This window comes from Ruminococcus albus 7 = DSM 20455, from assembly GCF_000179635.2.
GTDB classification, from domain to species: Bacteria; Bacillota; Clostridia; order Oscillospirales; family Ruminococcaceae; genus Hominimerdicola; species Hominimerdicola alba.
The window spans coordinates 1,031,093-1,056,501 of the sequence record NC_014833.1 but is presented as its reverse complement, the minus strand read 5'-3'; the positions used below and the strand labels follow the sequence as shown (position 1 = coordinate 1,056,501).

Annotated in this window: 23 protein-coding genes; 3 read left to right on the top strand and 20 right to left on the bottom strand. The window is 45.8% G+C overall.

The window, feature by feature from the left end:
• Window positions 1-2: 2 nt before the first annotated feature.
• The 16 genes from RUMAL_RS04705 to RUMAL_RS21670 form a co-directional block, all read right to left on the bottom strand.
• The gene (locus RUMAL_RS04705; protein WP_013497624.1) at window positions 3-860 is read right to left on the bottom strand and encodes an energy-coupling factor transporter ATPase; all 858 of its coding nucleotides are present in this window, start codon (window positions 858-860) and stop codon (window positions 3-5) included.
• 22 nt (window positions 861-882) lie between these two features.
• Window positions 883-1,686 carry a hypothetical protein gene (locus RUMAL_RS04700; protein WP_013497623.1) on the bottom strand — a complete coding sequence of 268 codons (804 nt, stop codon included), beginning with the start codon at window positions 1,684-1,686 and terminating at the stop codon, window positions 883-885.
• 59 nt (window positions 1,687-1,745) lie between these two features.
• On the bottom strand, window positions 1,746-2,600 hold the full coding sequence (locus RUMAL_RS04695; RefSeq protein ID WP_013497622.1) for an energy-coupling factor transporter ATPase: 855 nt from the start codon (window positions 2,598-2,600) through the stop codon (window positions 1,746-1,748).
• An 80-nt stretch (window positions 2,601-2,680) separates the two neighbouring features.
• Complete coding sequence (locus RUMAL_RS04690; protein ID WP_013497621.1) at window positions 2,681-2,923, bottom strand: hypothetical protein; 243 nt, start codon at window positions 2,921-2,923, stop codon at window positions 2,681-2,683.
• Between the two features lie 75 nt (window positions 2,924-2,998).
• Window positions 2,999-3,337, bottom strand: coding sequence for a hypothetical protein (locus RUMAL_RS04685; protein ID WP_013497620.1), 339 nt, complete (start codon window positions 3,335-3,337; stop codon window positions 2,999-3,001).
• Window positions 3,338-3,538: 201 nt separating this feature from the next.
• On the bottom strand, window positions 3,539-4,231 hold the full coding sequence (locus RUMAL_RS04680; RefSeq protein ID WP_013497619.1) for an ABC transporter permease: 693 nt from the start codon (window positions 4,229-4,231) through the stop codon (window positions 3,539-3,541).
• Between the two features lie 24 nt (window positions 4,232-4,255).
• Window positions 4,256-5,269, bottom strand: a complete 1,014-nt coding sequence (trpS, locus tag RUMAL_RS04675) for a tryptophan--tRNA ligase (protein WP_013497618.1) — start codon at window positions 5,267-5,269, stop codon at window positions 4,256-4,258.
• A gap of 58 nt (window positions 5,270-5,327) precedes the next feature.
• On the bottom strand, window positions 5,328-6,182 hold the full coding sequence (locus RUMAL_RS04670) for a hypothetical protein (RefSeq protein ID WP_013497617.1): 855 nt from the start codon (window positions 6,180-6,182) through the stop codon (window positions 5,328-5,330).
• Window positions 6,160-6,789, bottom strand: a complete 630-nt coding sequence (locus RUMAL_RS04665) for a hypothetical protein (protein WP_013497616.1) — start codon at window positions 6,787-6,789, stop codon at window positions 6,160-6,162. Before RUMAL_RS04665 ends, RUMAL_RS04670 begins: the two co-directional genes overlap by 23 nt.
• On the bottom strand, window positions 6,782-7,975 hold the full coding sequence (locus RUMAL_RS04660; protein ID WP_013497615.1) for an aminotransferase-like domain-containing protein: 1,194 nt from the start codon (window positions 7,973-7,975) through the stop codon (window positions 6,782-6,784). The genes RUMAL_RS04665 and RUMAL_RS04660 overlap by 8 nt, the downstream gene beginning before the upstream one ends.
• Before the next feature lie 222 nt (window positions 7,976-8,197).
• Window positions 8,198-8,626, bottom strand: coding sequence for a GNAT family N-acetyltransferase (locus RUMAL_RS04655; RefSeq protein ID WP_013497614.1), 429 nt, complete (start codon window positions 8,624-8,626; stop codon window positions 8,198-8,200).
• Window positions 8,627-8,793: 167 nt separating this feature from the next.
• Window positions 8,794-11,322, bottom strand: coding sequence for a fibronectin type III domain-containing protein (locus tag RUMAL_RS20590; RefSeq protein WP_013497613.1), 2,529 nt, complete (start codon window positions 11,320-11,322; stop codon window positions 8,794-8,796).
• A gap of 334 nt (window positions 11,323-11,656) precedes the next feature.
• Window positions 11,657-13,999, bottom strand: coding sequence for a glycoside hydrolase family 11 protein (locus RUMAL_RS20585; RefSeq protein ID WP_013497612.1), 2,343 nt, complete (start codon window positions 13,997-13,999; stop codon window positions 11,657-11,659).
• Window positions 14,000-14,668: 669 nt separating this feature from the next.
• Window positions 14,669-15,106 (bottom strand): GGDEF domain-containing protein, encoded by a 438-nt coding sequence (locus RUMAL_RS04635; RefSeq protein ID WP_242837709.1) that lies wholly within the window; start codon window positions 15,104-15,106, stop codon window positions 14,669-14,671.
• Complete coding sequence (locus RUMAL_RS04630; RefSeq protein ID WP_028504231.1) at window positions 15,021-15,872, bottom strand: hypothetical protein; 852 nt, start codon at window positions 15,870-15,872, stop codon at window positions 15,021-15,023. Before RUMAL_RS04630 ends, RUMAL_RS04635 begins: the two co-directional genes overlap by 86 nt.
• 12 nt (window positions 15,873-15,884) lie before the next feature.
• The gene (locus RUMAL_RS21670; RefSeq protein ID WP_154662779.1) at window positions 15,885-16,061 is read right to left on the bottom strand and encodes a hypothetical protein; all 177 of its coding nucleotides are present in this window, start codon (window positions 16,059-16,061) and stop codon (window positions 15,885-15,887) included.
• A gap of 705 nt (window positions 16,062-16,766) precedes the next feature.
• On the opposite strand from RUMAL_RS21670, the gene RUMAL_RS04625 reads away from it, so the two are divergent.
• Window positions 16,767-18,527, top strand: a complete 1,761-nt coding sequence (locus RUMAL_RS04625; RefSeq protein WP_013497611.1) for a 1-deoxy-D-xylulose-5-phosphate synthase — start codon at window positions 16,767-16,769, stop codon at window positions 18,525-18,527.
• A gap of 76 nt (window positions 18,528-18,603) precedes the next feature.
• Here the strand turns inward: RUMAL_RS04625 and RUMAL_RS04620 are convergent, their stop codons facing one another.
• A complete protein-coding gene (locus RUMAL_RS04620; RefSeq protein ID WP_013497610.1) occupies window positions 18,604-19,956 on the bottom strand; it encodes a serpin family protein in 1,353 nt (450 codons plus the stop codon).
• A gap of 162 nt (window positions 19,957-20,118) precedes the next feature.
• Window positions 20,119-20,631 carry a cysteine hydrolase family protein gene (locus RUMAL_RS04615; protein WP_242837708.1) on the bottom strand — a complete coding sequence of 171 codons (513 nt, stop codon included), beginning with the start codon at window positions 20,629-20,631 and terminating at the stop codon, window positions 20,119-20,121.
• An 831-nt stretch (window positions 20,632-21,462) separates the two neighbouring features.
• On the opposite strand from RUMAL_RS04615, the gene RUMAL_RS04610 reads away from it, so the two are divergent.
• Together RUMAL_RS04610 and RUMAL_RS04605 are read left to right on the top strand one after the other, a co-directional pair.
• Window positions 21,463-22,692, top strand: a complete 1,230-nt coding sequence (locus RUMAL_RS04610) for an aminopeptidase (protein ID WP_013497608.1) — start codon at window positions 21,463-21,465, stop codon at window positions 22,690-22,692.
• Window positions 22,689-23,009, top strand: a complete 321-nt coding sequence (locus RUMAL_RS04605; protein ID WP_013497607.1) for a hypothetical protein — start codon at window positions 22,689-22,691, stop codon at window positions 23,007-23,009. Before RUMAL_RS04610 ends, RUMAL_RS04605 begins: the two co-directional genes overlap by 4 nt.
• A 73-nt stretch (window positions 23,010-23,082) precedes the next feature.
• On the opposite strand, the gene RUMAL_RS04600 is transcribed toward RUMAL_RS04605, so the two are convergent.
• Together RUMAL_RS04600 and RUMAL_RS04595 are read right to left on the bottom strand one after the other, a co-directional pair.
• Window positions 23,083-23,814 carry a MerR family transcriptional regulator gene (locus RUMAL_RS04600; RefSeq protein WP_013497606.1) on the bottom strand — a complete coding sequence of 244 codons (732 nt, stop codon included), beginning with the start codon at window positions 23,812-23,814 and terminating at the stop codon, window positions 23,083-23,085.
• Between the two features lie 191 nt (window positions 23,815-24,005).
• Window positions 24,006-25,376: an MATE family efflux transporter gene (locus tag RUMAL_RS04595; RefSeq protein ID WP_013497605.1), complete on the bottom strand. Its 1,371-nt coding sequence runs from the start codon at window positions 25,374-25,376 to the stop codon at window positions 24,006-24,008.
• Window positions 25,377-25,409 lie beyond the last annotated feature (33 nt).

Here is a 25,409-nt window from a genome sequence, read left to right as displayed (position 1 = left end):
ACCTATACCCTCTTCCCGAGCCTGTCCAGCAGAAGGTCTCTGCCGAACCCGACTGTGTATACATCTTCTCCAAGGTCTATCCCCATGGCTTTGAGCCTGTTGAACACCCTCGTTATCTGAGGCACTGCAAGCCCCATGGCTTCAAGTTCCTCTGCACGGTGGAATACCTTCACCGTTTCATCATAGCAGAACAGCTTCGCATCGTTCATAACAAGTATCTTATCCACATTCTTGGCTATATCCTCCATGGAATGGGATACAAGCAGTACGGTATTGCCTTTCTGCCTGTGATAATCCTTTATCATGCCCAGTATCTGTTCCCTGCCCTTGGGGTCAAGCCCCGATGCGGGCTCGTCCAGTATCAGCACCTCGGGTTCCATTGCCATAACGCCTGCTATCGCCGCACGTCTGCGCTGTCCGCCCGATAGTTCAAAGGGGGATTTTTCCAAAGCTTTTGCCGAAAGCCCTACCATATCCGCGCTTTCTTTGACGCGGCGGGCTATCTCGTCCTTATCAAGACCCATGTTCTTGGGACCGAAAGCTATGTCCTTAGCCACTGTTTCCTCAAACAGCTGATACTCGGGGTACTGGAACACCAGCCCCACCTTGAATCTCACAGGACGAAGCTTAGCCTTGTCGTCCCAGAGTTTTTCACCATCTATATATACCGCACCGCTCGTGGGTTTGAGAAGTCCGTTGAAATGCTGTATCAGCGTGGACTTTCCCGAGCCAGTGTGGCCTATTATCCCTGCAAAGTCGCCCTTTTCTATCTCAAGATCGACGTTATCCACTGCCACCTTGCGAAAGGGCGTGCCCTCACCGTATACATAGGTGAGTTTTTCGGTTTTAATCACTGCCATTTTACTTTCTCCATATTTTTCCTTACTGCACTGCGTTCTTTGATATCTCTTTTTTCAGGCTTATGAATACCAGTATGTTCCAGCCTGCAAGCAGACTCAACAGACCGTATATCGTGCTTTTTCCCTTGCTTACCGCTCCGCTTTTAGCCGCACCTGCCGCTGAGGAAATACCGAAAAGCACCGACAGTATATACAGCACAACTGCCGCCGCGCCAAGTCCGCTGACTATCATGAACAGCACTCCGTTTATCGCCAGGAAATATCCTGTCAGGGGTATTATGGCGATACCGAAGGTCAGCAGAGAGAATATCAGCAGTATCACAGGGTTCACAAGTATCATCGATTTCATAAGGTCGTCGATATGCGGATAAGCAAGCATCACCATGAGCGCCGTCATTATTATCATAAGTACAGATGCCGATATCCCATGTGCGGCGGAAGCCTTGGCACGTCTTGAATTGAAAACATTGTCAGCCTCATAGCCCTCACGCACTGCCGCCCTGCGCACCAGTGCCTGTACCGAGTATATTATACCTGCCGCCACGGGAACTGCGCAGACTATCATAAGAATGATCTTTGCTACTATTGCCGCTTTTGACGTATCGCCGTACATCTTTACGTCCGCGATCTCCTTGATGTTAGTGCCGAACAATTTCGCACTCAGAGCACCCGGTATCCTTGCGCCCTCAGCAAAATACAGCCCTGCTGATGCCGCTGTCATAAGCATAGCCGCAATCGCCGCGGAAGTTTTGTGCAGTTTAAGTTTTCCTGTCTTTATAAGCACTATCAGCAATACCGCCAATACTACCGAACCGATCACATACATATCTTTACCTCTTATTTTAAACTGTCTCCATCTGTCATTATTTTCTATTGATGATATCCTTATATGCCAAAAAGCTCCGCCAGTTTCTTAACACATTCATCTTCATCTATTATCTCGGTGGATATATCGAACCCTGCTTTCTGCAGTTCCCATGCAAGTTCTGTCACCTGCGGAACGTCCAGACCGAGTTCTTTCATCTTCTCCACCTGCGAGAATATCTTGCGCGGCACATCGTCCATAACGACCTCGCCGCCGTCGATGACTACAACGCGGTCAGCCTGTGCGGCTTCTTCCATGTAGTGGGTTATGAGAACTATCGTCACGCCCTGGGAATTCAGAAGCTTTATCGTCTTCATGACTTCCTCGCGTCCTTTAGGGTCAAGCATAGCTGTGGGTTCGTCAAGGAGTATGCAGTCGGGGTGCATGGCGATTATGCCTGCAATAGCCACTCTCTGCTTCTGTCCGCCCGATAGCTTGTGTGGTGCGTGAAGACGGTAATCGTACATACCGACAGTTTTCAGAGCTTCGTCAACTCTCCGTCTTATCTCAGAGGGTTCAACGCCCATATTTTCCAGTGCGAAAGCTACGTCTTCCTCAACTATGGTGGCAACTATCTGGTTATCGGGATTCTGGAAAACCATTCCAACACGCTGTCTTATGGGCAGAAGATTATCCTCGTCCAGTGTATCCATACCGTCAACAAATACTCCGCCCGCTTCGGGGAGGTTTATGGCGTTTATGCACTTTGCAAGGGTGGATTTGCCGGACCCGTTATGACCAAGCACCGCCAGAAATTCGCCTTTTTTTATATTCAGTGTGACACCTTTGAGCACCTCTGTCTTTACGGGAGGTTCTTCAAGGTCATTTATATATGAAAACCGAAGATCTTTGATCTCGATAAAATTTTCGCTCATAGATATTATCCTTACTCATATTATCGGGCACGTCAGTGGGACGGATATAATGATACCGTCCCGCCGCCCTCGGACATTATTTACTTGTCGCCCTTCACCTTATCGATGACTTTGCCGGCAACGTCCTTTACCTTTTCGATGTTCTCCTTGGTTGCTACTTTCTCGATATTCTCTTTTGTAGCTACCTTCTTGACCTCTTTCTTAACATCGTCCTTGACTGACTTGGAAACAGGTATCTTGTCTGCCACAGCGTCAACTGCCTTGTCAACCACCTTAGCGATACTGTCTCCGCTTACTGCCTTTGTGATGTCCTTTACGTCCATTTTTTGTGACCTCCTGTTTTTGATTTATTATGAAAAGCTCTCGCTTATCATTATCTGTTATTTCTGTCCCATATGTCATTCCGAGGACTCTTCCGCCTGTGCTTCCATATCCATGACGTACTCCGTCCATTCCTCGGTCTGCTTATACGAAACGAGCAGATTGTTCAGATACTCCGTATTCGTAACCTCGTCATGCACATACATCTCGCAGTTTATGCCCGCTTTTGTAAGCTCATCATTTATTTTAAGAACTTTCTTTATCTCAGCCGCCCTGTAAAGATCACCCGAATAGATATAATCACCATCAGCTATGCGCCGCTTTATCTCGGACATCGAAACGTCTTCATAAGCCCGTATCACCTTGGCGACCGCCGCTGTGAATTTGTCAGCTTTTATACCGATAATACTGTCCATTTCTGTTCTCCTTGGTTTTTTTACGTACTGCGGTTGACTTTTCGCCCCTGCGGGTCGAGTCGTCAAAAACGCTTCGCTGTTTGACGACGGGCGCGGGCGGTCTGTGCGCCAAAATAGAATAGCGTGGATCGCTCATTTCGTTCACCCATAGATTTTTGTGACCGCCCGCTTTTTGACATGATCGGGAGTTTGCTGTTCTATTTATTGCTTTATTGTCGCGTCGCTTTTGCGCCTTGAGTTGAGGGCTCTGCCCTCAAACTCCCGCAAGCCTTTCGCGAAAGGCTTGACCCAAGTTCCGTCACCCTCTGTGGTACGGTCACGCTCGTAACCTATGTACTGCGGTGATGTCACTATGCCTACTATCTCAAAGGTATCGGACTGCAGGGTATCCGTCAGCTTTTTGGTATCATCGGGGTCGGAGAACGTCAGCTTCTCGCCTATCTTGAAAGTATCGGGCGATGAGATCTTTATCTCCACTGCACACTCGCCGTCCTTTTCCGGCAAGCGTCCCTCGACAACGTGCAGCTTGTTCATAAGATTAGGGCTGCTGTCGTCAAGACTGCTGTTGAAGGATATGCATTTGAGCACGATATTTTTGTCCTCATGCAGATAGAATACATCCTTGGAATACGCAGCGTGAGCACCGCGGACATTCTCAGCCCCTTTTACAGCTTCAACATCCGATGACCTTACACCTATGCCGGATACAAGCTTCAAGTCCATTAAACGGTACTCATTAAAATAATCCGCCGCTGAATCCACCATATCGGGCATAGTTGCCTTTACCCCTGAGAAGAACCCGCACCCAAGGGCGGCTATCAGCATAACTGACAGGAACCGCCCCTTTGAGCGCAGTATCTCACGTATAGTATCCTTAAAAAGTGCCGTCGTCATGATCGGTCTTACCTTACAGTAATATCAGCGGTCAACAAATCCGACCTTGTGATAAACCTTTGATACCACTCTTCTGGTTATCAGCTGAGCCTTCTGCGCACCGTCGGTGTAGCACTCCTTAAGGTATGCCTTATCAGCCATCAGCTTATCGAACTTTGTACGTACAGGTTCAAGATGATCTGCCACAGCCTCACCTACAGCCAGCTTGAAATCGCCGTAGCCCTTGCCTGCGAATTCCTTCTCTATCTCCTCGAAGGTATTGCCTGTAACTACGCTGTATATAGTCATCAGGTTATTGATGCCGTCCTTGCCCTCAGCAAATCTTACCTCGGTCTCGGAGTCGGTCACAGCCCTCTTGAATTTTCTTATGATAGTATCCTTGTCGTCCAGTATGAATATGCACGCATTGGGGTTCTCGTCCGACTTGGACATCTTCTTTGTGGGATCCTGCAGGCTCATTACCTTAGCACCCATCTTTGGTATATAAGGCTCGGGCAGGTTGAAGAACTCGCCGTAACGCTGATTGAATCTCTGTGCGATATTTCTTGCCAGCTCCAGGTGCTGTTTCTGGTCTGCACCTATAGGTACCAGGTCAGCATTGTAAGCCAGTATGTCAGCTGCCATAAGTACAGGGTATGTAAACAGACCTGCGTTGATATTGTCAGCGTGCTTAGCACTCTTGTCCTTGAACTGTGTCATTCTGGAAAGCTCACCAAACTGTGTCGAACATCCCAGTACCCAGCTCAGCTCAGGGTGGTTGCAGTTATGGCTCTGGAAAAACAGAACGCTCTTCTCGGGATCCATACCGCAAGCCATCAGCAGTGCATAAGCCTGCATAGAATTCTTTCTCAGCGCAGAGGGCTCCTGTGTAACTGTGATGGAATGCAGATCGGCTACTGCGTAAACACAGTTGAACTCCTCCTGCAGAGGTCCCCAGTTCTTTACCGCACCCAGATAGTTGCCCAGAGTGAAAGTACCCGTGGGCTGTATCATGCTAAGTATCAGTTTCTTGTCTTTAGAAAAATTCAATTCGCTCATAATGATCTCCTGTTTCATGAATCTATTTTTTACCGGACATTCCGGTAATACTATACCGTTATTCCTTGCCGCTTTCACTGCCGGATGTGCTTTCATGTGGCACGAACATGGCATCATAGGCAGCCGTATCCTCGTTATCTGCAGGGAACAGCTGCAAATATACCGCATCTGTATCCAGCGCATACAGATCATCTATCATCAGTTCGCCGTCAAAATCTTCGTCCAGTATACACGCATCGTTTTTTATCCTGATATGGCCCAGCTTCTTATCATTTCCGTCATACACCTTAGCAGGGGCATCTCTGGTTATGTTTTCGTAGCTGTTATCAGTAAAATAATACACGCTCGGCAGACAGTTCATATTATTTGAAGCCATTAAATCTACAAGTTTCCTGTAATCTTCCAGAGGTGCATCACTGTCATCGGTGTATACCTCAACCAGTCCCAGCGCCCCCGAAAGCATGAAGTCCTCATAGGTGGTATCCGCAGGCAGCGTCCTGTCAGCCATTTCATTTTCTTCATTCAGCGAAAGCATCACCTTCGGCTTATCGCCTGTGAATGCTGTCTTTGCCGCAAGCTGAATATCAGACTGCGCCTGGTGCTCATACTTTTTGGGAACAAGGTCATCGAGAAAAGTCTTGCCGTCGCTGCTGCTGACTCTTATCCTGATATCCCCCAGCTGCTTGCAGCTGACATAGATATCAACATATCCCTCATCGTCCTTGTCCGCCGCAGGATTTTCTTCCTCTACAGTGAACTCTGCGTGGTATTTTTGGTTCATGTATCTCAGTGCTTCATTTATATGCACCTTGCTGTTATATCTGCTTTTATCCGCACAGGAGCTCACTGCTGCAGCAATAACCACTGCCGCAGATACCGCCAACCCCTGCTTAATTATCCTGAATATGTCCATTTCCATTCTCCATATCGTCTTCGGCTGCATCCGCACCGATCTCAGCCTTAGCCTTCGCAAGTATATCCTCAGCTGTCCTGGGACGTTTTCCCTCCGCGATAATATCATCAGCCGCCTTCATAAGCGCTGCTTTCTCGTCGTCTTCAGGATCCACAGGGTCATCGGCGATATCATCACCGCCCATTTCTCTTGTACGGAGATAGTATACCGTCCCTGAAAACAGAAACAAAAGCGGAGCGGTTATGGCTATCGCCCTGCCCGCACTGTTCCAGAACATTGCCCCCGTCAGCATCATTATCAGCACAACGGTTATATCCAGTGTCAGCATACAGAAGTACGTCCGCAGCGCGCTTACAGCAGGCTGCTTGTCCCTGTACTCGTCCTTGTCGAAAAGGTCAATATCCCCCGCCTTGAACATAAGCACTACACATATGATACCCGTAAGCACTGCCAGCGCCAGATTTGATATCACCGTACCCCGCTTTACAGTTCCGCGGTCAAACATCAGCAGGAACATATCTCCCGCCGCGCAGAATATCAGCCCTGCACTGTTCAGCAGGGTAAGCCCCAGCTGAACAGGTGTAAGCGTGAGCTTAGGTCTATTCACCGAACATTTCCTTTGAAAGCTTGCCCAGCATCTCGCAGCCAGCAACAAGCTGTTCATCGGTAGGCGTTGAGAAGTTGAGTCTGAATGAAGTAGTGTGATCGCTCTCGGATATCATGAATGCGTTTCCGGGAACTACCGCTACCTTGAACTCCTTGACTGCTCTTGTGCAGAAAGCTGTCATATCGCAGTCATCAGGCAGTGTGCACCATACGAAGAGACCGCCCTCGGGTCTTGTGAAGCTGATCTTCGATGAGAAGTTCTTCTCTATCTGCTCGATCATCAGACCGCACTTGTGACGGTATATAGCTCGCAGCTTTTCAAGATGCTTGTTCATATCGCACTGTGTCATGAACTTGTAAGCCAGTACCTGTGCCCAGATATTGGTATGAACATCGTCGACCTGCTTGCAGATGACCATCTTGTTGATGATCTCCTTGGGTGCACTGATGTAGCCAACTCTTATTCCGGGTGCCAGTACCTTCGAGAATGTTCTTGAATAAGCAACTATTCCGTCCTTGTCCATGCTCTTTATGGAAGGCACATCCTCACCTGTGAATCTCAGGTCACCGTAGGGATTGTCCTCCAGTATAACAGCGCCGTACTTCTTTGCAAGCTCGTAAGCGCCCTTTCTCTTTTCAAGTGAAGTAGTCAGACCTGTTGGGTTCTGGAAATTGCATATCAGGTATATCAGCTTTACCTTGCCTGTCTTCAGAACTTCTTCCAGTTCATCCAGATCAATGCCGTCTTCCTTCAGGGTTATGCCTCTCAGATCAACGTTATATGACTTGAAAGCATTCAGTGAACCTATGAAGCTGGGAGCTTCACAGCAGAGGATATCACCGGGGTCGCAGAGCACTTTAGCCATCATGGCATTAGCCTGCTGGGCACCGCTGACGATTATCAGTTCATCTCTGCCGGGAACGAACTCACCCTTTTTCTCCAGTTCCTTTTTCAGCAGGTCACGCAGAGGTGTATAGCCTTCGGATATGCTGTACTGGAGAGCCAGTATAGGATCTTCTTCAAATATCTCCTTGGATATGCGTGTGATCTCGTCAACAGGGAAAGCCTCAGGTGCAGGGTTTCCGGCAGCAAAAGAGATAACACCCGGTTCTGATGTGAACTTCAGTATCTCCCTGATAGCTGAAGCCTTGATGTGTGAAACTTTTTCAGAGAATCTGTAATCCATTATAAAAAACCTCTTTCAAATAAAAATAATTATACTTATATATTATAGCACATATCTCGGCAAAAGTAAAGACAAAGAAAAATAAAAGTGTTATTTTCTCCGCATCACAAAAAGCGGACAGCACATATGGCGGGTACTCATATAGAAGTTATGCCCCTGAGCATTTCAAAGTGCTCAGGGGCATAGTACTTATTGTTACTAAGCTAAATCAGAATTTGTCTATTAACGCAGAACGCAGTTATATCGAACCGCTGACCCGTCGGGGTATTCAATGACGATTCTCTCATCTGAAAAGCCGCATTTTCGGTAGAAGCCGATCGAATCATCATCTGTTTGAGCTTTGATGCTTTCCATATTCTCCGATTCCATTACTCGTTGGATCAGTTGTTTTCCAATTCCCTTACGGCGGGCATTATCAGATACAGCTATTCCGACAATCTCCGCAACAGCTTCTGACAGTTTCAAAACCATCATTCCTGTTTTCTTGTCTCGATGTTCACATACAAACACTTTTACCGATGAATCGGTCAAACAGTCTTCCATCTGTGCTTTATAGTCCTCGTATGTCGGTTGAAACATACAGGAAGCATAGATCGAGAACGCTTCTTCTGACAGCAGCCAATCTGCATCCTCGCATAACAAAACTTTCATAACCGTCCTCACAAATTCCGATTTTTGTTAGTAGCAATTATAGCACAGTATTGAATGTCTGTCAATAGAAACGCCATAGTACTTCTGACTGAATATCAGAAATACTATGGCATAAAACTTCTATATCAGCGCAGTCTTTAAGTACCGTCCGCTCAGATATCATATCATTATTCTATAGTAACATCGAATGCTCTTGAATCAATATTTCTCATATCCCATTCGCCGTTCACTCTTGCAAATACAGCTATCCTGTATGTACCGTCTTCAAATTCAGGTGATATAACACTGTTAACATCTCCGTCTTCTCTTGCAAGAAGCTCCCATTCGCCATCCTTGTAGATGCCTATGCCGTATCTGTCAGCGCCTTCAACAGTTGACCAGCTGAGCTTGAATCTCTTGCCGGATACTTCAACATCAGCAACAGGGAAATCAGACTTTGGTGTTACACCAATAGCATTTGAAAAATCGCTGCTCCATTTGCCGTTTGCATAAACCAGTACTGCGGTCTTGTAGTTTACACCCTTCTTAAGACCCTTGACCTCGTAGGATGTACCCTCTACCTCAGCAAATTTACGCCACTTGCCGCCTACAAAAGAGCATACAGCGTACTTCTCAGCATTATCTACCGCTGTCCATGACAGGGATACCGAACCGTTTCCGGGAACGTAGGAAAGTGTAGTATCCGAAGAAAGCTTAGAAGTGTATACTACCTTTTTATCGGTATATTCCTTGCCGTCAATAGTTGCAGCAGCAGTGTATACTATCTCACCGTCTGCTTCAAAAGTCGGATTTATCACCTTAACAGTTATCTTAGCATCAGCTGAAAGCTCATCGCCGCACTCGCTGCATACTATCTTTACACTTGCATTGTTCTTATCCCATGTCCATACAGGCTCACCATAGGAATGACCGGTAGCTTCAAGCACCTCGGTCTTGGTATCAGTATATTCCTCGCCCTCAAATGTAACCTTGGCAGTATATACAGCCTTGCCCTTTTCAGTGCAGGTAGGCTTCTTGACATCGGATGTTACCTCAGCCTTTACCTTCTCGGTAGCATCGCCGTTAACGCAGTTGAACTCTGCTGTTGCAGTGCTGTAATCATCAGTCCACTTCCACTCGGGAGCACCTTCGTAATGATGATGTGTTGCGGGTATTATCCAGGAATCCTTCTCGATCTCCTTGTATCCGCCGTAAAGTGTATTTTCAAGCACATAGTATTTTCCGTCAGAACCCTCATAGTACTCGGTGTTGCCTATAGTGTTGCAGGATGAAGGCTTTGCCTCGTGTCTGGTATACTTTATCTCAACAGCAAAATCAGCAAAAGCTTCATCGCCGTTGTAGTTCTCAGTTTCAGCAACAGTAGCCTTTACAGTGTACTCACCGACCTCTGTCGGAACTTTATCGGTATAGGTCTCGTCGTCAGCACCCTTCACCTTGTATTCAAAGGTAACTTCGCCTTCGCCGGTGTTGCCTTCAACAGCAGGAACACTCGCCTCATCGCCGTATGCCCAGTTTGCAACGGATACAGAAGGCTCTATATCTGCCTTAGCAACATTTACCTTTACAAACTTCGCTGTGCAGTTGCCCATGCCTTCAAGCTTGTACCATACCTTGTACTCGCCTGCATTGGTAACCTTTGGTATATCAGTTGTATACTTTCCGTCAACAGTAAGAGAGTAGACCATCTTCGCACCCTTTACAGAGCCTTCGGTTATCAGCTCATGCTCCTCACCGTCGTATACAAGTTCTTCTTCCACAGCCTCAGGTGCTTTTATCTCAGAAACAGGTGTAACACTGCCCTTTACAGTCATCGAGTTATTACCCTTATCTTCAAGTGTGGAATAAACATTCTTTATTGTAACAACACCGCCCATACCTTCAGCAATATTATTTACAGTGCCTGCATCAGCGATAGTGCCGTTTATCAGGCAGTTAGATACAGTTATATTCGCATCGGGACCGCACCAGCCAACAAGTGCACAGGCAACATCTGATGCCTTCACTCTTCCGGTAAAGCCGCAGTTTGTTATCTTCATCACAGTATTGAAGCTGTGACCTACCAGTCCGCCGTTATGGGTGTCACCGCTGATATCAGCTTCTACCAGTACATTGTTTATCTCAAGAGTACCCAGTGATACACCTACAAGACCTGCAGAATGTATGCCGCTGTAGATGCTGCTCTTTACAACAAGGTTCTTTATAACAGCATCCTTGACACCGCAGAAAGGTGCAGCGCCGTGGGTCTTATCATCCTTTTCAGATTCATCTATCTTAACAGTAAGAGTACGGCCGTTGCCGTCAAATATACCTGAGAAAGGACGGCTCACGGTCTCGTTGGGATGCTCGTTCTTGCCTATCATCTCAGTAACTGTTATATCCTTTGTAAGTTTGAAATACTTACCGCTGAAACTTTCGCCCTTGTTTACCAGTACGGCAAGCTGTTTCCATTCATCAGCAGAAGATATAAGATAGGGTGCAGTCTTTGTGCCCTTGCCTTTTCCCTTCCATATCTCAGTTTCTTCTTTTGTCTCTTCTTTTACAGTATCCTTGACAGTATCAGTTTCTGCCTCAGCGGAAGCGACAACAGCTATCCTGTCTTTAAATGCTCCGCCCAGACCGGTAGGTACTGCACCTGCAGCAAGTACCAGTGCCATAAGGCCTGCAGTAACTCTCTTCCAAGTAATATTTTCTGTCATTTAGATGTTCCTCCTTACGTGAACTTTCGTTACGCTGCACATATACCGTTTTCAGTACCTGTGCATTTTACCCTTGTTTCTGTCGATGTTCACGGCTCCTGTTCAGCTATCTGTTTACACTGCAGAGCCTTATCATCAGCAGGATACTTCTATTTGCTATATTTTTTACATTATAACACATTTTTTCGGCTTAGTCAATGATTTCGGTTAATTTTTCACAATATTCACAGTTAATCAAAGAATTTTCTGTATCTCAATACATTTATAATAAAACGGAGGAGAACTTCAAGCTCTCCTCCGTAATATTAACATATAAGATATATCTGAGTATCAATTAAGAAACTCTTGTGTATACCTGACCACCGTTCAGGGTCTTGCCCTTAGCCTTGAACATATCAGAGATTGTAACAACCTGATAACCCTGAGACTTCAGCCAGGGAAGAACGTTCTCCATAGCTGTTGCAGTGTTGTCATAAGTCTCGTGGCAAAGAACGATAGCACCGTTCAGAGAACCGTTGTTAGCAGCGTTCTTGATAGTGTTCTCGATCTGGTATGCAGAAGCACCGTTCCAGTCCTGGGTATCGATAGCGCAGCTGATCAGGGGAACATCGTTCAGTGTCTGCTGTACCTGCCAGTTGGAAGCCAGATAAGGCAGTCTCATCAGCTTGGAAGGCTCTGCGCCGATGATGCTCTTCAGCTTGCTTGCGCAGTTGTCATACTCAGAACGGATCTGGTAAGACTGTATCTCAGTCAGATTGGGGTGAGAAGTGGTGTGGTTTGCGATCTCCATGCCCTTGCTGTAAGCATCGCGAACCTGATCGGGCTTGCCGATCCAGTTGCCAACATAGAAGAATGTTGCGCGGAAGCCGTTCTTATAGAGAGCGTCGATGATTTTCTGACCGGAGTAACCCTGTGCAGTACCGTCATCGAAAGAGATAGCTACCATAGGCTTGTTGGGGTCAACATAGTAACCGTTGTTGGTGTTTGTGTTAGTATTGGTGTTTGTATTTGTGTTAGTGTTTGTGTTTGTATTTGTGTTTGTATTTGTGTTTGTATTTGTGTTTGTATTTGTGTTTGTATTTGTGTTTGTGTTAGAAGGTGTGTGATACTGAATGTTGTTGTAGGATCTGGTCGTAACAACAACATAGTTGTCAATAGCAGCTGTAGTATCCCACTTGCCGTTTACTCTAGCAGCGATAGCTACCTTGTAAGACATACCGGGTGTCAGTCCCTTGGGAGTAGTGTAGGAAGTACCGGAGATGTTGGAATCCTGAACTCTCCACTTGCCTGCCAGGTATACTGCGATGCCGTACTTGTCAGCGCCATTTACAGCGTCCCAAGTAAATTTCATCTGCTTGTACTGGCTGTTGTATTCCATCTTTACGTTGGAAGGAACATTAGCATTGTTGTATACCGGGGTATCACCGGAAGCAACATAGCCCTTGTCTGCGATTATAGCTCTGTCAACATAGATGTCGCACAGGCTGTCGGGAGCTTCAACATACATCTTTACATTGGATGCGCCCGAAGGAATTGTAAAGTTAGTGTTTTCCAGCTTGGTCCACTTGCCTGCTGTGCAGGAACCCTCAGCAATCTGAGTGTACTTTGTAGTACCGTTCTGATCATACTGCATGGAAAGCTGAACAGTTGTGCTCTCGGCAGGATTTACCATAGCGCTGAAGCTGTAGGAGTTGCCGGGCTTGAAAGTAGATGTATTGACTTCTACTTCGCCGCCGTTCCAGTTAGCAGTTCTGCCGCTTACATACAGGGACTTGCTGCCCTCATAAGCCTTGGAAGAAGATGATGCTACACTAGCAGAACCTCTGCCGCTCCAGTAATTTGTGCCGTTCTCGAATGTAGCTGAGTACAGTGTACCTTCGATCTCCGACTCCTCCGGCTCGGGATCGGGATGGTAGCCACTTTCGCCCTCATACATATTCAGAGTAACATCAGCCTGACCGTCGGACTCCCAGCCTTCAACGTTGAAAGCAACTTCGTACAGGTTGCCCATCTTCATACCCATGGACTCCCAAACCTTGAAGTGCTCGGAAACGCTGATGGTACCCTTGGTTCTCAGGTTCTGACGGATGCTTATATACTGTGTGAAGTTCTTGTTGCCTTCAATGGTGTAAGAATTTCTGCTGGTAGTATATACCTTGTATACACTGCCGTCGATAGTGGTCTGACCCTTGTACTGTGCAGAACCGTCCTGTGCAGGTGACCAGTTCTTCCAGTCCTCGATGATGTAGTACTCTACCAGAGGATTCTGTGCCCAGCCGTAGATACAGATACGGGAGTTACCGGATGAACCTGCATACCAGCTGCAATCGTAGTCACAGTAGAAAGGCTTATAATCCTTATATGTCTTAGGGTTATTCAGGCCCCAGTACAGACCACGACGTGCAAGGAAGTTACCTCTCGAGTTGTTAGGACCGCACTTCCACTGTGTGCTGAAACCACCGTCATTGTCGTGCAGTGTCATTGTAGAAGAGTTTGGAGTATCTGCCTGCCAGATCTCATGGTGGTAGTCATTGTACCAGCCGACTTCCTGTGTGTGTGACGGGCTCGTAGTGAGTGTCTTAGCAGCAGATGCTGTAACAGCCGACATTATTGGCGTTGCCATCAGCACACCGGAAACAAGAGCGCTTATTATGCGCTTAGAAACAGTTGTTTTCATAAACTATTCTCCTCGCTTTCCAAGTTTTAAGTTCATGTCTTATGATCGGACGATCGTGAAATGATCTTATCAGGAACACTACACCGGATATGTACAAAAGCACGGGCCCACAGATAAACCATCGCGGCCGACGTTTACATCCCGCATTTAGATCATACAGCGGCCGTGATATAGTATCTGAATGCTTTCGCAATAATCGACCGTCCTTAAATTCAAGTTTACCAAATTTGCGAAAATATACAAGTCATTTTTTGCGCGGGAAACGTTTCCACATATCAATTATTGCGATTAATGGTCATCAGTCATAAAAATTCCGTCCAATATTGATTGAATTTAGGGGCTTTTTCGCACAACATTATACGAATAATAATAAATGTAAATATTTTGACCATTTAAATCACAATAAACAGTATGAAATAATTTCGTAATATTTTCACTTCTGTTTTTTGCGCCGTCATTCCCCTGAACACAGACCTTTCAAGGCTTTTCTGCCGATGATATCTGACATGAAACTTTCCTGATCATCATACTTTAGGATCACAATTACAGCCGTTTCCAAAAAATCACAATATTTGGTTATCCTGAGCCTCTTCCGGTTCGACAGCTGTAACGGCAATATAAGTCCCTTTCGGGATGCAGACATAAAAAAGACTGCCTGAGCAGTCTTTTTTATCTCGGTTTAACACCGTATTTTTTCTTTAACCTGTCCTTGTTCTCATACATATCCCTGTCAGCACACTCGAATACATCTTCATAGCTTTTATCTGATCCTGTGTATTCGGATATACCGCCTGCCATTGAATATCTCTCCCAGGGTTCACGGTCTGTCTGAGCCCTTGCGTATTCAAATCTTTCCGCCGCCTCTGCAAACAGCTCTTTCCTTCTGTCATAATACTCATCCATCAGCACTACCGCGAACTCATCTCCGCCGATGCGGTATACCACACAGCTTTCATACACCTCCGAAAGTATTCCGTAACAGCCCTTTATATAAAGATCACCTGAATTATGCCCATAGTTGTCATTTATATATTTCAGATCGTTGATATCGTATACCAGCACAGCGAACCGCTTTCCCGCTCCATTCCGTTCCTGCCGACATCTCATCATAAGCCGCCTTTGAAGCCGCTCCTGTAAGAGGATCGAAATAAGCCCTCATGCTCACCTGTCCCAGACGTGTATCCTTTTCTATAATAGTATCATTCGCTTTTTCAAGCCGATTCATATATAAAAGATTATTTCTCATGAACGTCAGGAACAGATGATATATATCCTCTATCTCGTCATTTGTCCTGATATCCAGCGCCTCCATTAAGCGGATATTGTTCTCATGATCCTCCTTGCTCTCATAGGCAAAGCCGTCTGTCGCCAGCTTCATTTTGTTCAGCGGTCCCGCTATGCGCCGATGTACTATATAAATATCCGCTATAAGTATCACCATTACTGCCACAAGCGATAGTATCATCGTACCCAGTACAAATCTCATATCCTCACGGTGGAGTTTTTCAACCGAGAAGTCCACACAGACATGACATTGGTATTTTCCGTCCGAACCGAACAGAGGCTTGCAGTACGTAAGCAGGTAACCGTCCTCAGTATCGCCTATCAGCGCAGGTGTTTCATTTCCTGCCACAAGATCATCAATGTTCTTTTCAAGCTCAGGATCAAGGGGATAGATATCTCCCGGAGCATCCGCATCAGCAACACCATTCTCGCTGTCCATATCGAATATGACTACAGCACCGTCCCGCTTGAATCTGTAAACATACATATACAGCACCTTCGGTGAATTGGTCTTCAGCATCTCAAGCCTTCTGCGAACATCGTTATATTCTTTCATCTCAAAATTCTTTTCGATATACTCATCGACCATATCGGGATCTATCTAGGCAGCCATAAGGTTAGTCAAACCTTTGCCCATGTCGGTATAGTCTTCTATCATTCGCCCTCTGAATCTGATGAATACAGCAGCAAGAACAAACAGAAGTATCATAAGTATGCTCATGGTGAGAAGCACCGGCATACGTACCGTCAGCGATTTTCGGGAGATCATATCATTCATAAAGGATCACCTGCCCTCAATAATATATACATATCAAAGGAACCTTGTATGAATTATATCACAATTATTATAATTAGTCAATCCACTTAAACGTTTTAAATTTATAAAAATATTTTCATCTACATAACATCATCAAATAATATGATCGACCGTTCAGCCAACCACTTCACACGCCTGTATAATGGGGTAAATCTATTGATATATACTCATCCGCCGACCATTGTTGCAGCTAATCAAATGTTTTTCGACTTAATAAATTTCACAAAAACGTATAAATAGGCTTGATAAACTCCAAGCGATATGGTATAATTTATAAACAGCCTGCATCAAAACTCCTGCTGACAGATCTTAGAATGCTATTATAAATAGTATATATGATCATCCCGCTGATACACCATAATTAATTTGTGTTATATCAAAACTTTAAATACCCGGCGGTCATCTTCCCCTGCTGCAGGCGGTGGGAAAGATAACATCTGCACAATGTTTCATTGTTATGTATCACTTTGCGATGCTGTGTTAACGGGATAACCGGTATAGTATATACTTATAAGGCTATAATACACACAATATAGATTTGTTCTATTTGTTTATAAAAATATTATACTCATCGCTGACGGCATGTGATATAATATTACAGTGATGCAGCACGATCAATTTTAGTTTTATGAAAATGTTATTAAGATATGAAACGAGGATGATGATATGTACGAGATACTTAACAACATTAACAGCCCTGCTGATGTAAAAAAACTCAGCACCGAAGAACTGAAACAGCTGGCAGGCGATATACGAGATGCCCTGATGAACCGCCTTACAAAACACGGCGGACATTTCGGTCCTAATTTCGGTATGGTAGAAGCAACTATCGCACTGCACTATGTATTTGATTCACCAAAAGATAAAATGGTGTTTGACGTTTCTCACCAGACCTATCCCCACAAAATGCTGACAGGCAGAAGGCTCGCTTACACCGATGAAGCTCATTTTGATGATGTATGCGGATACACCTATCCCCCCGAGAGTGAGCATGACCAGTTCTTTATCGGTCATACATCTACCTCCGTCAGCCTTGCTGCCGGTCTTGCCAAGGGCAGAGATCTGACAGGCGGCAAGGAGAATATAATCGCTATCATCGGTGACGGCTCTCTCAGCGGCGGCGAAGCCCTTGAGGGTATAGATTTCGCAGGTGAGATGGATACCAATTTTATAATAGTAATAAACGATAATGATATGTCAATCGCAGAGAACCACGGCGGTATGTACAAAAACCTCAAAGCACTCCGCGAAGGCAACGGCAAGGCAGATACAAATCTGTTCACAGCTATGGGGCTTGACTACGTGTTCGTAAAAGACGGCAACGATATCCCTCAGCTGATAGAAGCATTCAGAAGTGTAAAGGACAGCACAAAGCCTGTTGCAGTGCATATCGTCACCCAGAAGGGCAAGGGCTACAAGCCTGCCGAGGAGAATCGTGAGGAATGGCACTGGCATATGCCCTTTGACCCCGAAACAGGTAAGGGCAAATGGGACTGGAGCGGTGAAAGCTACGGTTCCATGACCGCAGACTACCTTACAAAGAAGATGAGCTCCGACAAGACAGTATGCGGTATAAATGCCGCTACCCCAGGTGTTATGGGCTTTGGTGAGGATAAGCGCAGACAGTTCAAGGATCAGTTTTTTGATGTTGGCATAGCAGAGGAAACTGCAGCTGCACTGGCATCGGGTATCGCCAAGAACGGCGGCAAGCCTGTTTTCGGTGTAAACAGTACCTTCATGCAGAGAGCCTTCGACCAGATAATGCAGGATATATGCCTCAACAGCAACCCCGTGACCATCGCTGTATACTCAGCTTCGGTATGGGGAATGAGCGACGCTACACATATAGGTATCTACGATATCCCCATGCTTTCCAATATGCCTGAACTGGTATACCTGGCACCTACCTGTGCAGAGGAGTATCTCGCTATGCTGGACTGGTCAGTAGAGCAGACAAAGTATCCTGTAGCAATACGTGTACCCTGCAACGGTGTTCAGCATTCCGATAAGAAATTCCCAACCGATTACAGTGACCTCAATAAATTTGAAGTTACAAAGCAGGGCAAGGACATAGCAGTGATAGCTCTCGGTGACTTCTATCAGATCGGTGAGCAGACAGTGGCTGAACTTGCAGCTTCCGGCATTGACGCTACACTGATAAATCCAAGATATATCACTGGTCTGGATACCGCACTGCTTGAGAAACTCAAAGCGAATCACAAGGTAGTAGTGACACTTGAAGACGGTGTTCTTGACGGCGGCTTCGGTCAGAAGATCGCAGCTTTCTATGGCGACAGCGATATGAAGGTCAAGTGCTTCGGTCTTGGCAAGAAGTTCTATGACCGCTACAACGCTAACGAGCTTCTCAAAGAGCTGGGCATAGTTCCCGATAATATAGCAAAGTCGGCAAAGGCTCTGCTCAAATGATATAACGCAAGACCCGCAGGTTCGATCTACTGCGGGTCTTGTTTATTTATTGCTTATCATACTGTGTAAACTGCCATTATTTTACGGTATTTACAGCACCGATAAATATAGGTGTTCCGCTCTCGGTATCTATTATAGCATAGGCAAAGGGTCTGTCAAGATAAACCTCTTTACGGTTTTCATCGTTCCCCATAACACCTGCACACTTCATCTCTACTGCTGTAACAGCTGCAGCTTTTGTTCCGCTGCGATCCACATCAATATGGGTCTTATGGATAACATCGCTTATGTAAAGCTGATCGGTATCAGACATTCCCGAGAAATCAGCGGCATCCGAGAAAGCCGCGGGCATTCCCATAGCTGAGAGTTCATCACTGAGTTCATTTTCATAATCGAAGCTGAAATTTGGTATGCTTACATTTACTTCACCGCTTGCAGATGACCATAGCTTTGAAAGCTTTTTACCGTCAATGCCCGATACATAATCAACAAGCCCGGTTCCCTCAGCAGGCAGCATAGCCATGAATGCATAATCTCCGCCCTTGTAGTACTTTATGAAGCCCGTAGTATCCTCGTCCTCAAAGTAGCCGTTTTCCTTGGAATACATCATGCTTACTGTTTCCTCTTCGCCTCGGCTGTTCGTGAATACATCATCCTCGTTTATCTGGTGATCCTCGTATACTTCTTCCCATTCGCCCTCAAAAGCCATGGCATTTATGATATACGCCTTTGCCTGATCATCCATTTTGTCCAGTATGCCGGGAATCATATCTTTTGTATTTTCCTTGACCCAGCCATTTATAGCATTCAGTGCTGCATCATCAAATGGCAGCGCGAAGGTATCAGCGTTATATGCACTTTTTACCTTATCGTAAAAATCCTGTCTTAATGTAATGCCGTTTTCGTCATCACGCACCCACACGGAATTTGCCGCATTGAAACTGATATCGTTATCCTGAGCATACTTGTTAAGACGATACTGCATAGCAGTGTTGATATCATCTATACTGATATCGCCAAGTGCTTTCTGCATCTGTGAAAGAGTCTCGCCATTTGCACCGTTTGCTGTCATACCCAGTGCCATCATAACACTTTCGGGTGAGACCATGACATTTTTTCCGTTTCTTATATCCTCGGTACAGCTTTGCCTGAAAAGTTCTGCCGCATAATCGCTGTAACTGTCATAGAAAGCCGCATCCGGTGCTGAATCTGACTTTGCCAGCTTTTCGGCAGAAAGTGGCTTGGCACTGTTTGTTCTTTCAGGTGCAGGGATATCAGCTTCGTGAGTAGTCTCGGAATCGGCATTTGCTGCCGCAGGCTGTTTACTGTCAGTGTCCGTCTTCTCATTCACACTGCCGCAGGCTGTCATGGTAAGTATAAGTCCTGCAAGGGCTGCGCATACAGTTTTCTTTAAAGTATTATTTTTCATGTTGTTTCCTCCTTTTCGGGGTCATCACCTTTGTTTTGTCTTACGATATATATACGGATGAGGCATACTCTTTTTTTGGTGTTATAATCAACAAATCTCACAGAATATATTAGTACACATTCAACAAAGCGTGACCTTTATATGGATAACAGTCACTGATATCTATATATATTCGACTCCTGCAGTTTCCAGCTTTTTTCTGTATTTTGCGGCTTTCTTTTCAGTAAACACGGTAGCAGTACCGGATCTTATTATCCTGACAGGGATATGACGCTTTACTGCTCCGCAGGCAGTTGAAGTTACACAGCCGTATTCATCAATGCCGCATATATGAAGTTCATCGTATGAGTTTTTTCTGAACAAGGCAAGAAGCTGCTTGTTTGTGAATGCATCGCCAAACAGCTTATCAAAGCAAAGTTCGGATACGATATCAACACCGCTGTAAAGCTCAGCCCCCTCGGTTCCTGCTATGGAAAATCCGAAAAGCAGGCGGTTAGTGGGCAGATCCTGTATGATATGACGTATATAGATAACATCATTTCCGCTGTCACTGTACTCATGTATCAGCCTATTTACCGATGCTACAAGCTGTTCTGTATCATAGGCAAATTTACTCTTTCGTTTTTCCCACAGATAATCGTTCTGCATATCTATGACCATAAGTGCTTTCTTCACACTGTTCACCTTCCTTATCTTTTTTGAGTGGTCTTATTATAATAGTACTATGCATATATATAATAGTACTGCACGTTTTTTTCATCATATCATATCCACAGATATTTTTCAATACCTGTATTGGCGGCAACATCCGGATACCGCTGCGATGAAGGCGTATTTCACAAGATATTCAAACAAGAATGCTTATGACGAAATAATAATATGTACCCGCGGCAGCCATTACCTGATATGGTTTTATTGAATGTCTGTCTCCGCGGGAATTGTCAAGATGCTGATGACCTCTGTACAGTATAACACGTTGCTTCATATCCCGTTATTTAAAATGGGGTTCCCCCTACCCCGCCCGAAACCTTGCTCTCACTACGGTCAAGAGAGAGTTTAACTGCGACAGTGTCGGAAGTGGGTCCTGGCAAGCGTCAGCCTGCCATCGTGCGTACAGTGATCTATATATGTAAACGGCATTTTTTGTGCCGGGATCTTTTTGCATTAAATAAAAGGGATCATTCGGGAAGTTCTCTGTTTCTTACCGAAAGGTCATCGGTGAGTCTGCCCGATGAACCCCTTCTATATACAGCGAAAAACTGTCAAAAGTTGTACGTTTTTGTACAACTTTTGCAGAAATATGTCCGAGTTAAATTTAAAATCATTTGTTTGTACAGCATCCATGTTTCGGATATGTGCATATCCAACATAGAAATGCTGTGCAAAAATCCCGACTGATATCATCGTGACCGGGTATGTCCATTCGGGATTTGACGTTTCGGGCAGGGTGTGGTATAATGATCTTACGGAACATTATAAGTTCACATAGAACACGGAGGATAAAATATGTCTATATCAAAAGACTTACTGAAAAAATATGCACATCTTATAGTATGCACAGGTGCGAATGTCCAGAAAGGGCAGACAGTTCAGCTGACCGCCGCTGTGGAACAGCACGAATTTGCTGCGCTTGTGACAGAGGAATGCTACAAGGCAGGGGCGCGGAAAGTCAATATGAACTGGACTAGCGATATGAAGAACAGGCTCGATTTCCTTTATGCGGAGCAGGAAGTGCTAGCAGAGGTACTTCCCTGGGAGGAAGCCAAGATGAAGCAAATGGTGGATGATCTGCCATGCAGGATATTCATAGTATCCGATGACCCCGATTCACTGGGCGGCATCGACCCGAAGAAGATATCCGCGGTGACACAGAGCAGGACAGCTGTATTCAAGCCCTACCGCAACGCCATTGAAGGCAAGCATCAGTGGGTAATAGCAGCGCACCCTTTGGAAAAGTGGGCTAGGAAATGTTTCCCGGATGCGGAGGATGCTGTTGACAGACTGTGGGAGGCTATACTGAAAACAGTCCGTGTAAGCGAGGACAATGACCCTGTTGCAGAATGGGATGCTCACATGAAAAATATAAAGTCAAAGGCGGCATGGCTGAACGAGCAGGGATTTTCTTCACTGGAATACAAGAGTTCCAACGGCACTGATTTCAGGGTGGAGCTTATACCTGATGCTGCCTGGGAGGGCGCAGGGGACGTAAATCCGCTGAACGGTGCTGCATATATACCAAACATTCCCACGGAGGAAGTTTTCACATCGCCGTATGCGGGAAGATGCGACGGCACACTGGTGGCAGTAAAGCCTCTTTCGTGGAACAGCCAGCTTATAGAAGATTTTTCCATAACTTTCAAAGACGGCAAGGCTGTATCATGCAAGGCGGCAAAGGGGCAGGAGCTTCTGGAGCAGATGATAAAAATGGACGAGAGGGCGTGTATGCTGGGCGAGGTGGCACTTGTTCCTAAGGAGAGCCCTGTAAATCAGTGCGGGTTCCTTTTCTATGAAACGCTGTTTGATGAGAACGCCTGCTGTCACTGTGCGCTGGGAATTGGCTTCAAGGAAGTGCTGCCCGACGGGGATGACCTTAGCGTTGAGGAAGCTATGGAAAGAGGCATAAATGATTCGGTAATACACGTTGATTTCATGGTGGGCGCTGATGACCTCTCCATAGACGGCATACGTCCCGATGGAACAAGGACCGCCATATTCCGAAACGGTACATGGGCATGAACAGGGATATATTCGATGCGGCAGAAAGCCAGCGCACATGGTCGGATAACCGCGATGAGCTGAGAAATGCCCTCGCATCCCTTGGCTACCCAACGGAATTTGCAGACGAGATAGCAAAGTACATCGGCAGTCCCAAGGGTATCCAGCGCATGACGTGGTATGTGAACTACGTACGACCCGAAAAGACCGAACTGATAGTCGATGAGATGCTTGCGATAAAAAGCGAGATAGACGCATGGCGCGAACGCAAGGAGAGCCTTCAGGCGAATGCGGCTTACAATATGATACTCAACTGCGGATTGGATGATGAAGACTAACACAATGCCCCGGAGCGTTTTAGTACGTTCCGGGGCTTGGTTTATATATTGTATTTTTGTAGATGTTCCGCTGTCACTTACTGCTGATGTATGCACTTATGGCGCGGGTGACAAGATCAGCGGTGCCTGCGCCGCCTGCGGAGTCAATATTCTGCTTGAATTCGTCATCGGCAGAATACATATTCCCCAGTGACATGAGCATATCATCGGAGCAGTTGTAGTAATTATCGGTGATGAAGCGCTGAAGCTTCTTTACCTGCGACTGCACATCGGGGCTGTCTGCGGGATGTTCCCTGAGAGCTCCGAACTCTGCAAATACTTTCATAAGATCGTTGGCAGTATTTTTCTCATCCTCCGCTGAACGATCTCCGGTCTTTTCTGCATACTCGGCATATTCCTTAGTCGTGCCCCATTCTGCCTTTGCGCGTGCTTTATATTCCTCGATAGTTTTTGTGTCAAATGCTTTGAATCCCATTATTATATCTCCTTTGTCAATTAATTCACAAGCCGCTTCGATGATGGCTTCAAGACGCTGCTTTTTAAGTGTGAGCAGTTCGACCTGCTGTGTGAGCGCCTTTTTTCTGTCAAAATCGGGAGCTTCAAGCATGGCTCTGATATCGCTGAGGGGAAATTCAAGCTCACGGAAAAGAAGTATCTGCTGCAGACGTTCAAGCGCTGTATCGTCATACAGCCTGTAACCCGCATCCGTACGCATCGCAGGTATCAGCAGACCTATCTTGTCGTAGTATTGCAGGGTGCGTATACTCACCCCTGTCAGCTTGCTTACCTCATTAACAGTTCTCATAAGCCTTACCTCCTTGTGTGCTTATATTATAAACTATTACGTTACGTAAGAGTCAATGGCGGAGATCAAACTTTGTATATCTGCACAAATTTCAATCCGTAAAGTTGTTTAAATGATACATAAGACAAAAGCCGAAGTACAAAGACTTCGGCTTCTGATCTATAAGGTGAATGATACAGGAGATAGCTTTTTCAGACCGTGGACAATGCGTGTTTGCTGAGTTTTTTATTCTCGATGATGTTTTTTTCACGCATGAATATTACCACGAATGCTGCGGCATTTATTATAAGCGCACCGACCCACGCAGATATCTCTGCAACTGCGGTAGCGCGGAAAGCAAACTTGTCGATAAGAAAGTACATGGCACCGATACGCAGGAACATCTCAGCTATGCCCGAAAGCATAGGTACAAAGGGGAAACCCATGCCCTGTACACCGTTCCTTATAACGAACAGCATATCCACTGAGAATATCATAACTCCGCATATAGGCAAGAACTGTGCTGCATAGCCTATCTGTGTGCTGCCGTTGAGGATAAGACCTGCAAGCTGTCTTGGCAGAAACACCATAGCTGAACCGAACACTACATAGGTTACTGCGGATATACCAAGGCATACCTTCAATCCGCTCTTTATGCGGTCGAAACGTCCCGCACCGTAATTCTGTCCTGTGAAGGAAGACATTGCTGCGCCTGCTGTTGCTGCGGACTGCATGAACATATTGAGGTATCTGCTGCAAGCTGAATAAGCCGAGGTAAATGCCACGCCCATGCCGTTGACGAAATACTGCACCACCATACAGCCCACAGCTGTTATGGAATTCATAAGTGCCATAGGTATGCCGTTTTTAAGGAGTCTTAAATACATGGTGCTTTCATGTGCGAAGTCCTCACGGGTAAGATGAAGAACCTCCAGCCTGCTGAGTTTTATAAAGCAGAACGCACCTGAGAACAGCTGTGAGATTATTGTAGCAGCAGCGGCACCGCTGACACCCCATCGGAATACGAATATAAACAAAGAATTCAGGGTGATATTCATAACCGATGATATCACTATGGCTTTGAGGGGAGTTTTGCTGTCCCCAAGGGCACGCAGGACACCTGCACACATATTGTAGGCGATAGTCGCTGCAAGTCCGCCGAAGAGTATATATCCATAGCGAAGGCTGTCCCCGAGGATAGCAGGGTCAGTCTGCATGAGGATGAGTATACGTTTTAAAAATATCATACTGAATGCTGTGAGAAGCACAGTGATGATGACTGCAAGCACAATGGAATGCGCCACTGTCCTGCGCAGGGCTTTGATATCCTTTTTGCCGAAATTCTGGGCTATCAGAATGGAAAAGCCGTTTGACAGACCCATAGAGAATCCGATTATAAGAAAACACAGAGATGACATATTGCCCACTGCTGCCAGCGGATCATCACCCAGACCTTTACCGACTATTGCAGTATCGGCAAAAGAATACAGCTGCTGAAGAGTATTGGTCATCAGCAGGGGAAAGAAAAAGCGCAGTATAAGTTTTCGGGGATCACCTTTTGTGAGATCGGTGGTATTATTCATTAAATACTCTCCTTAACTATTGATTTAATTGTA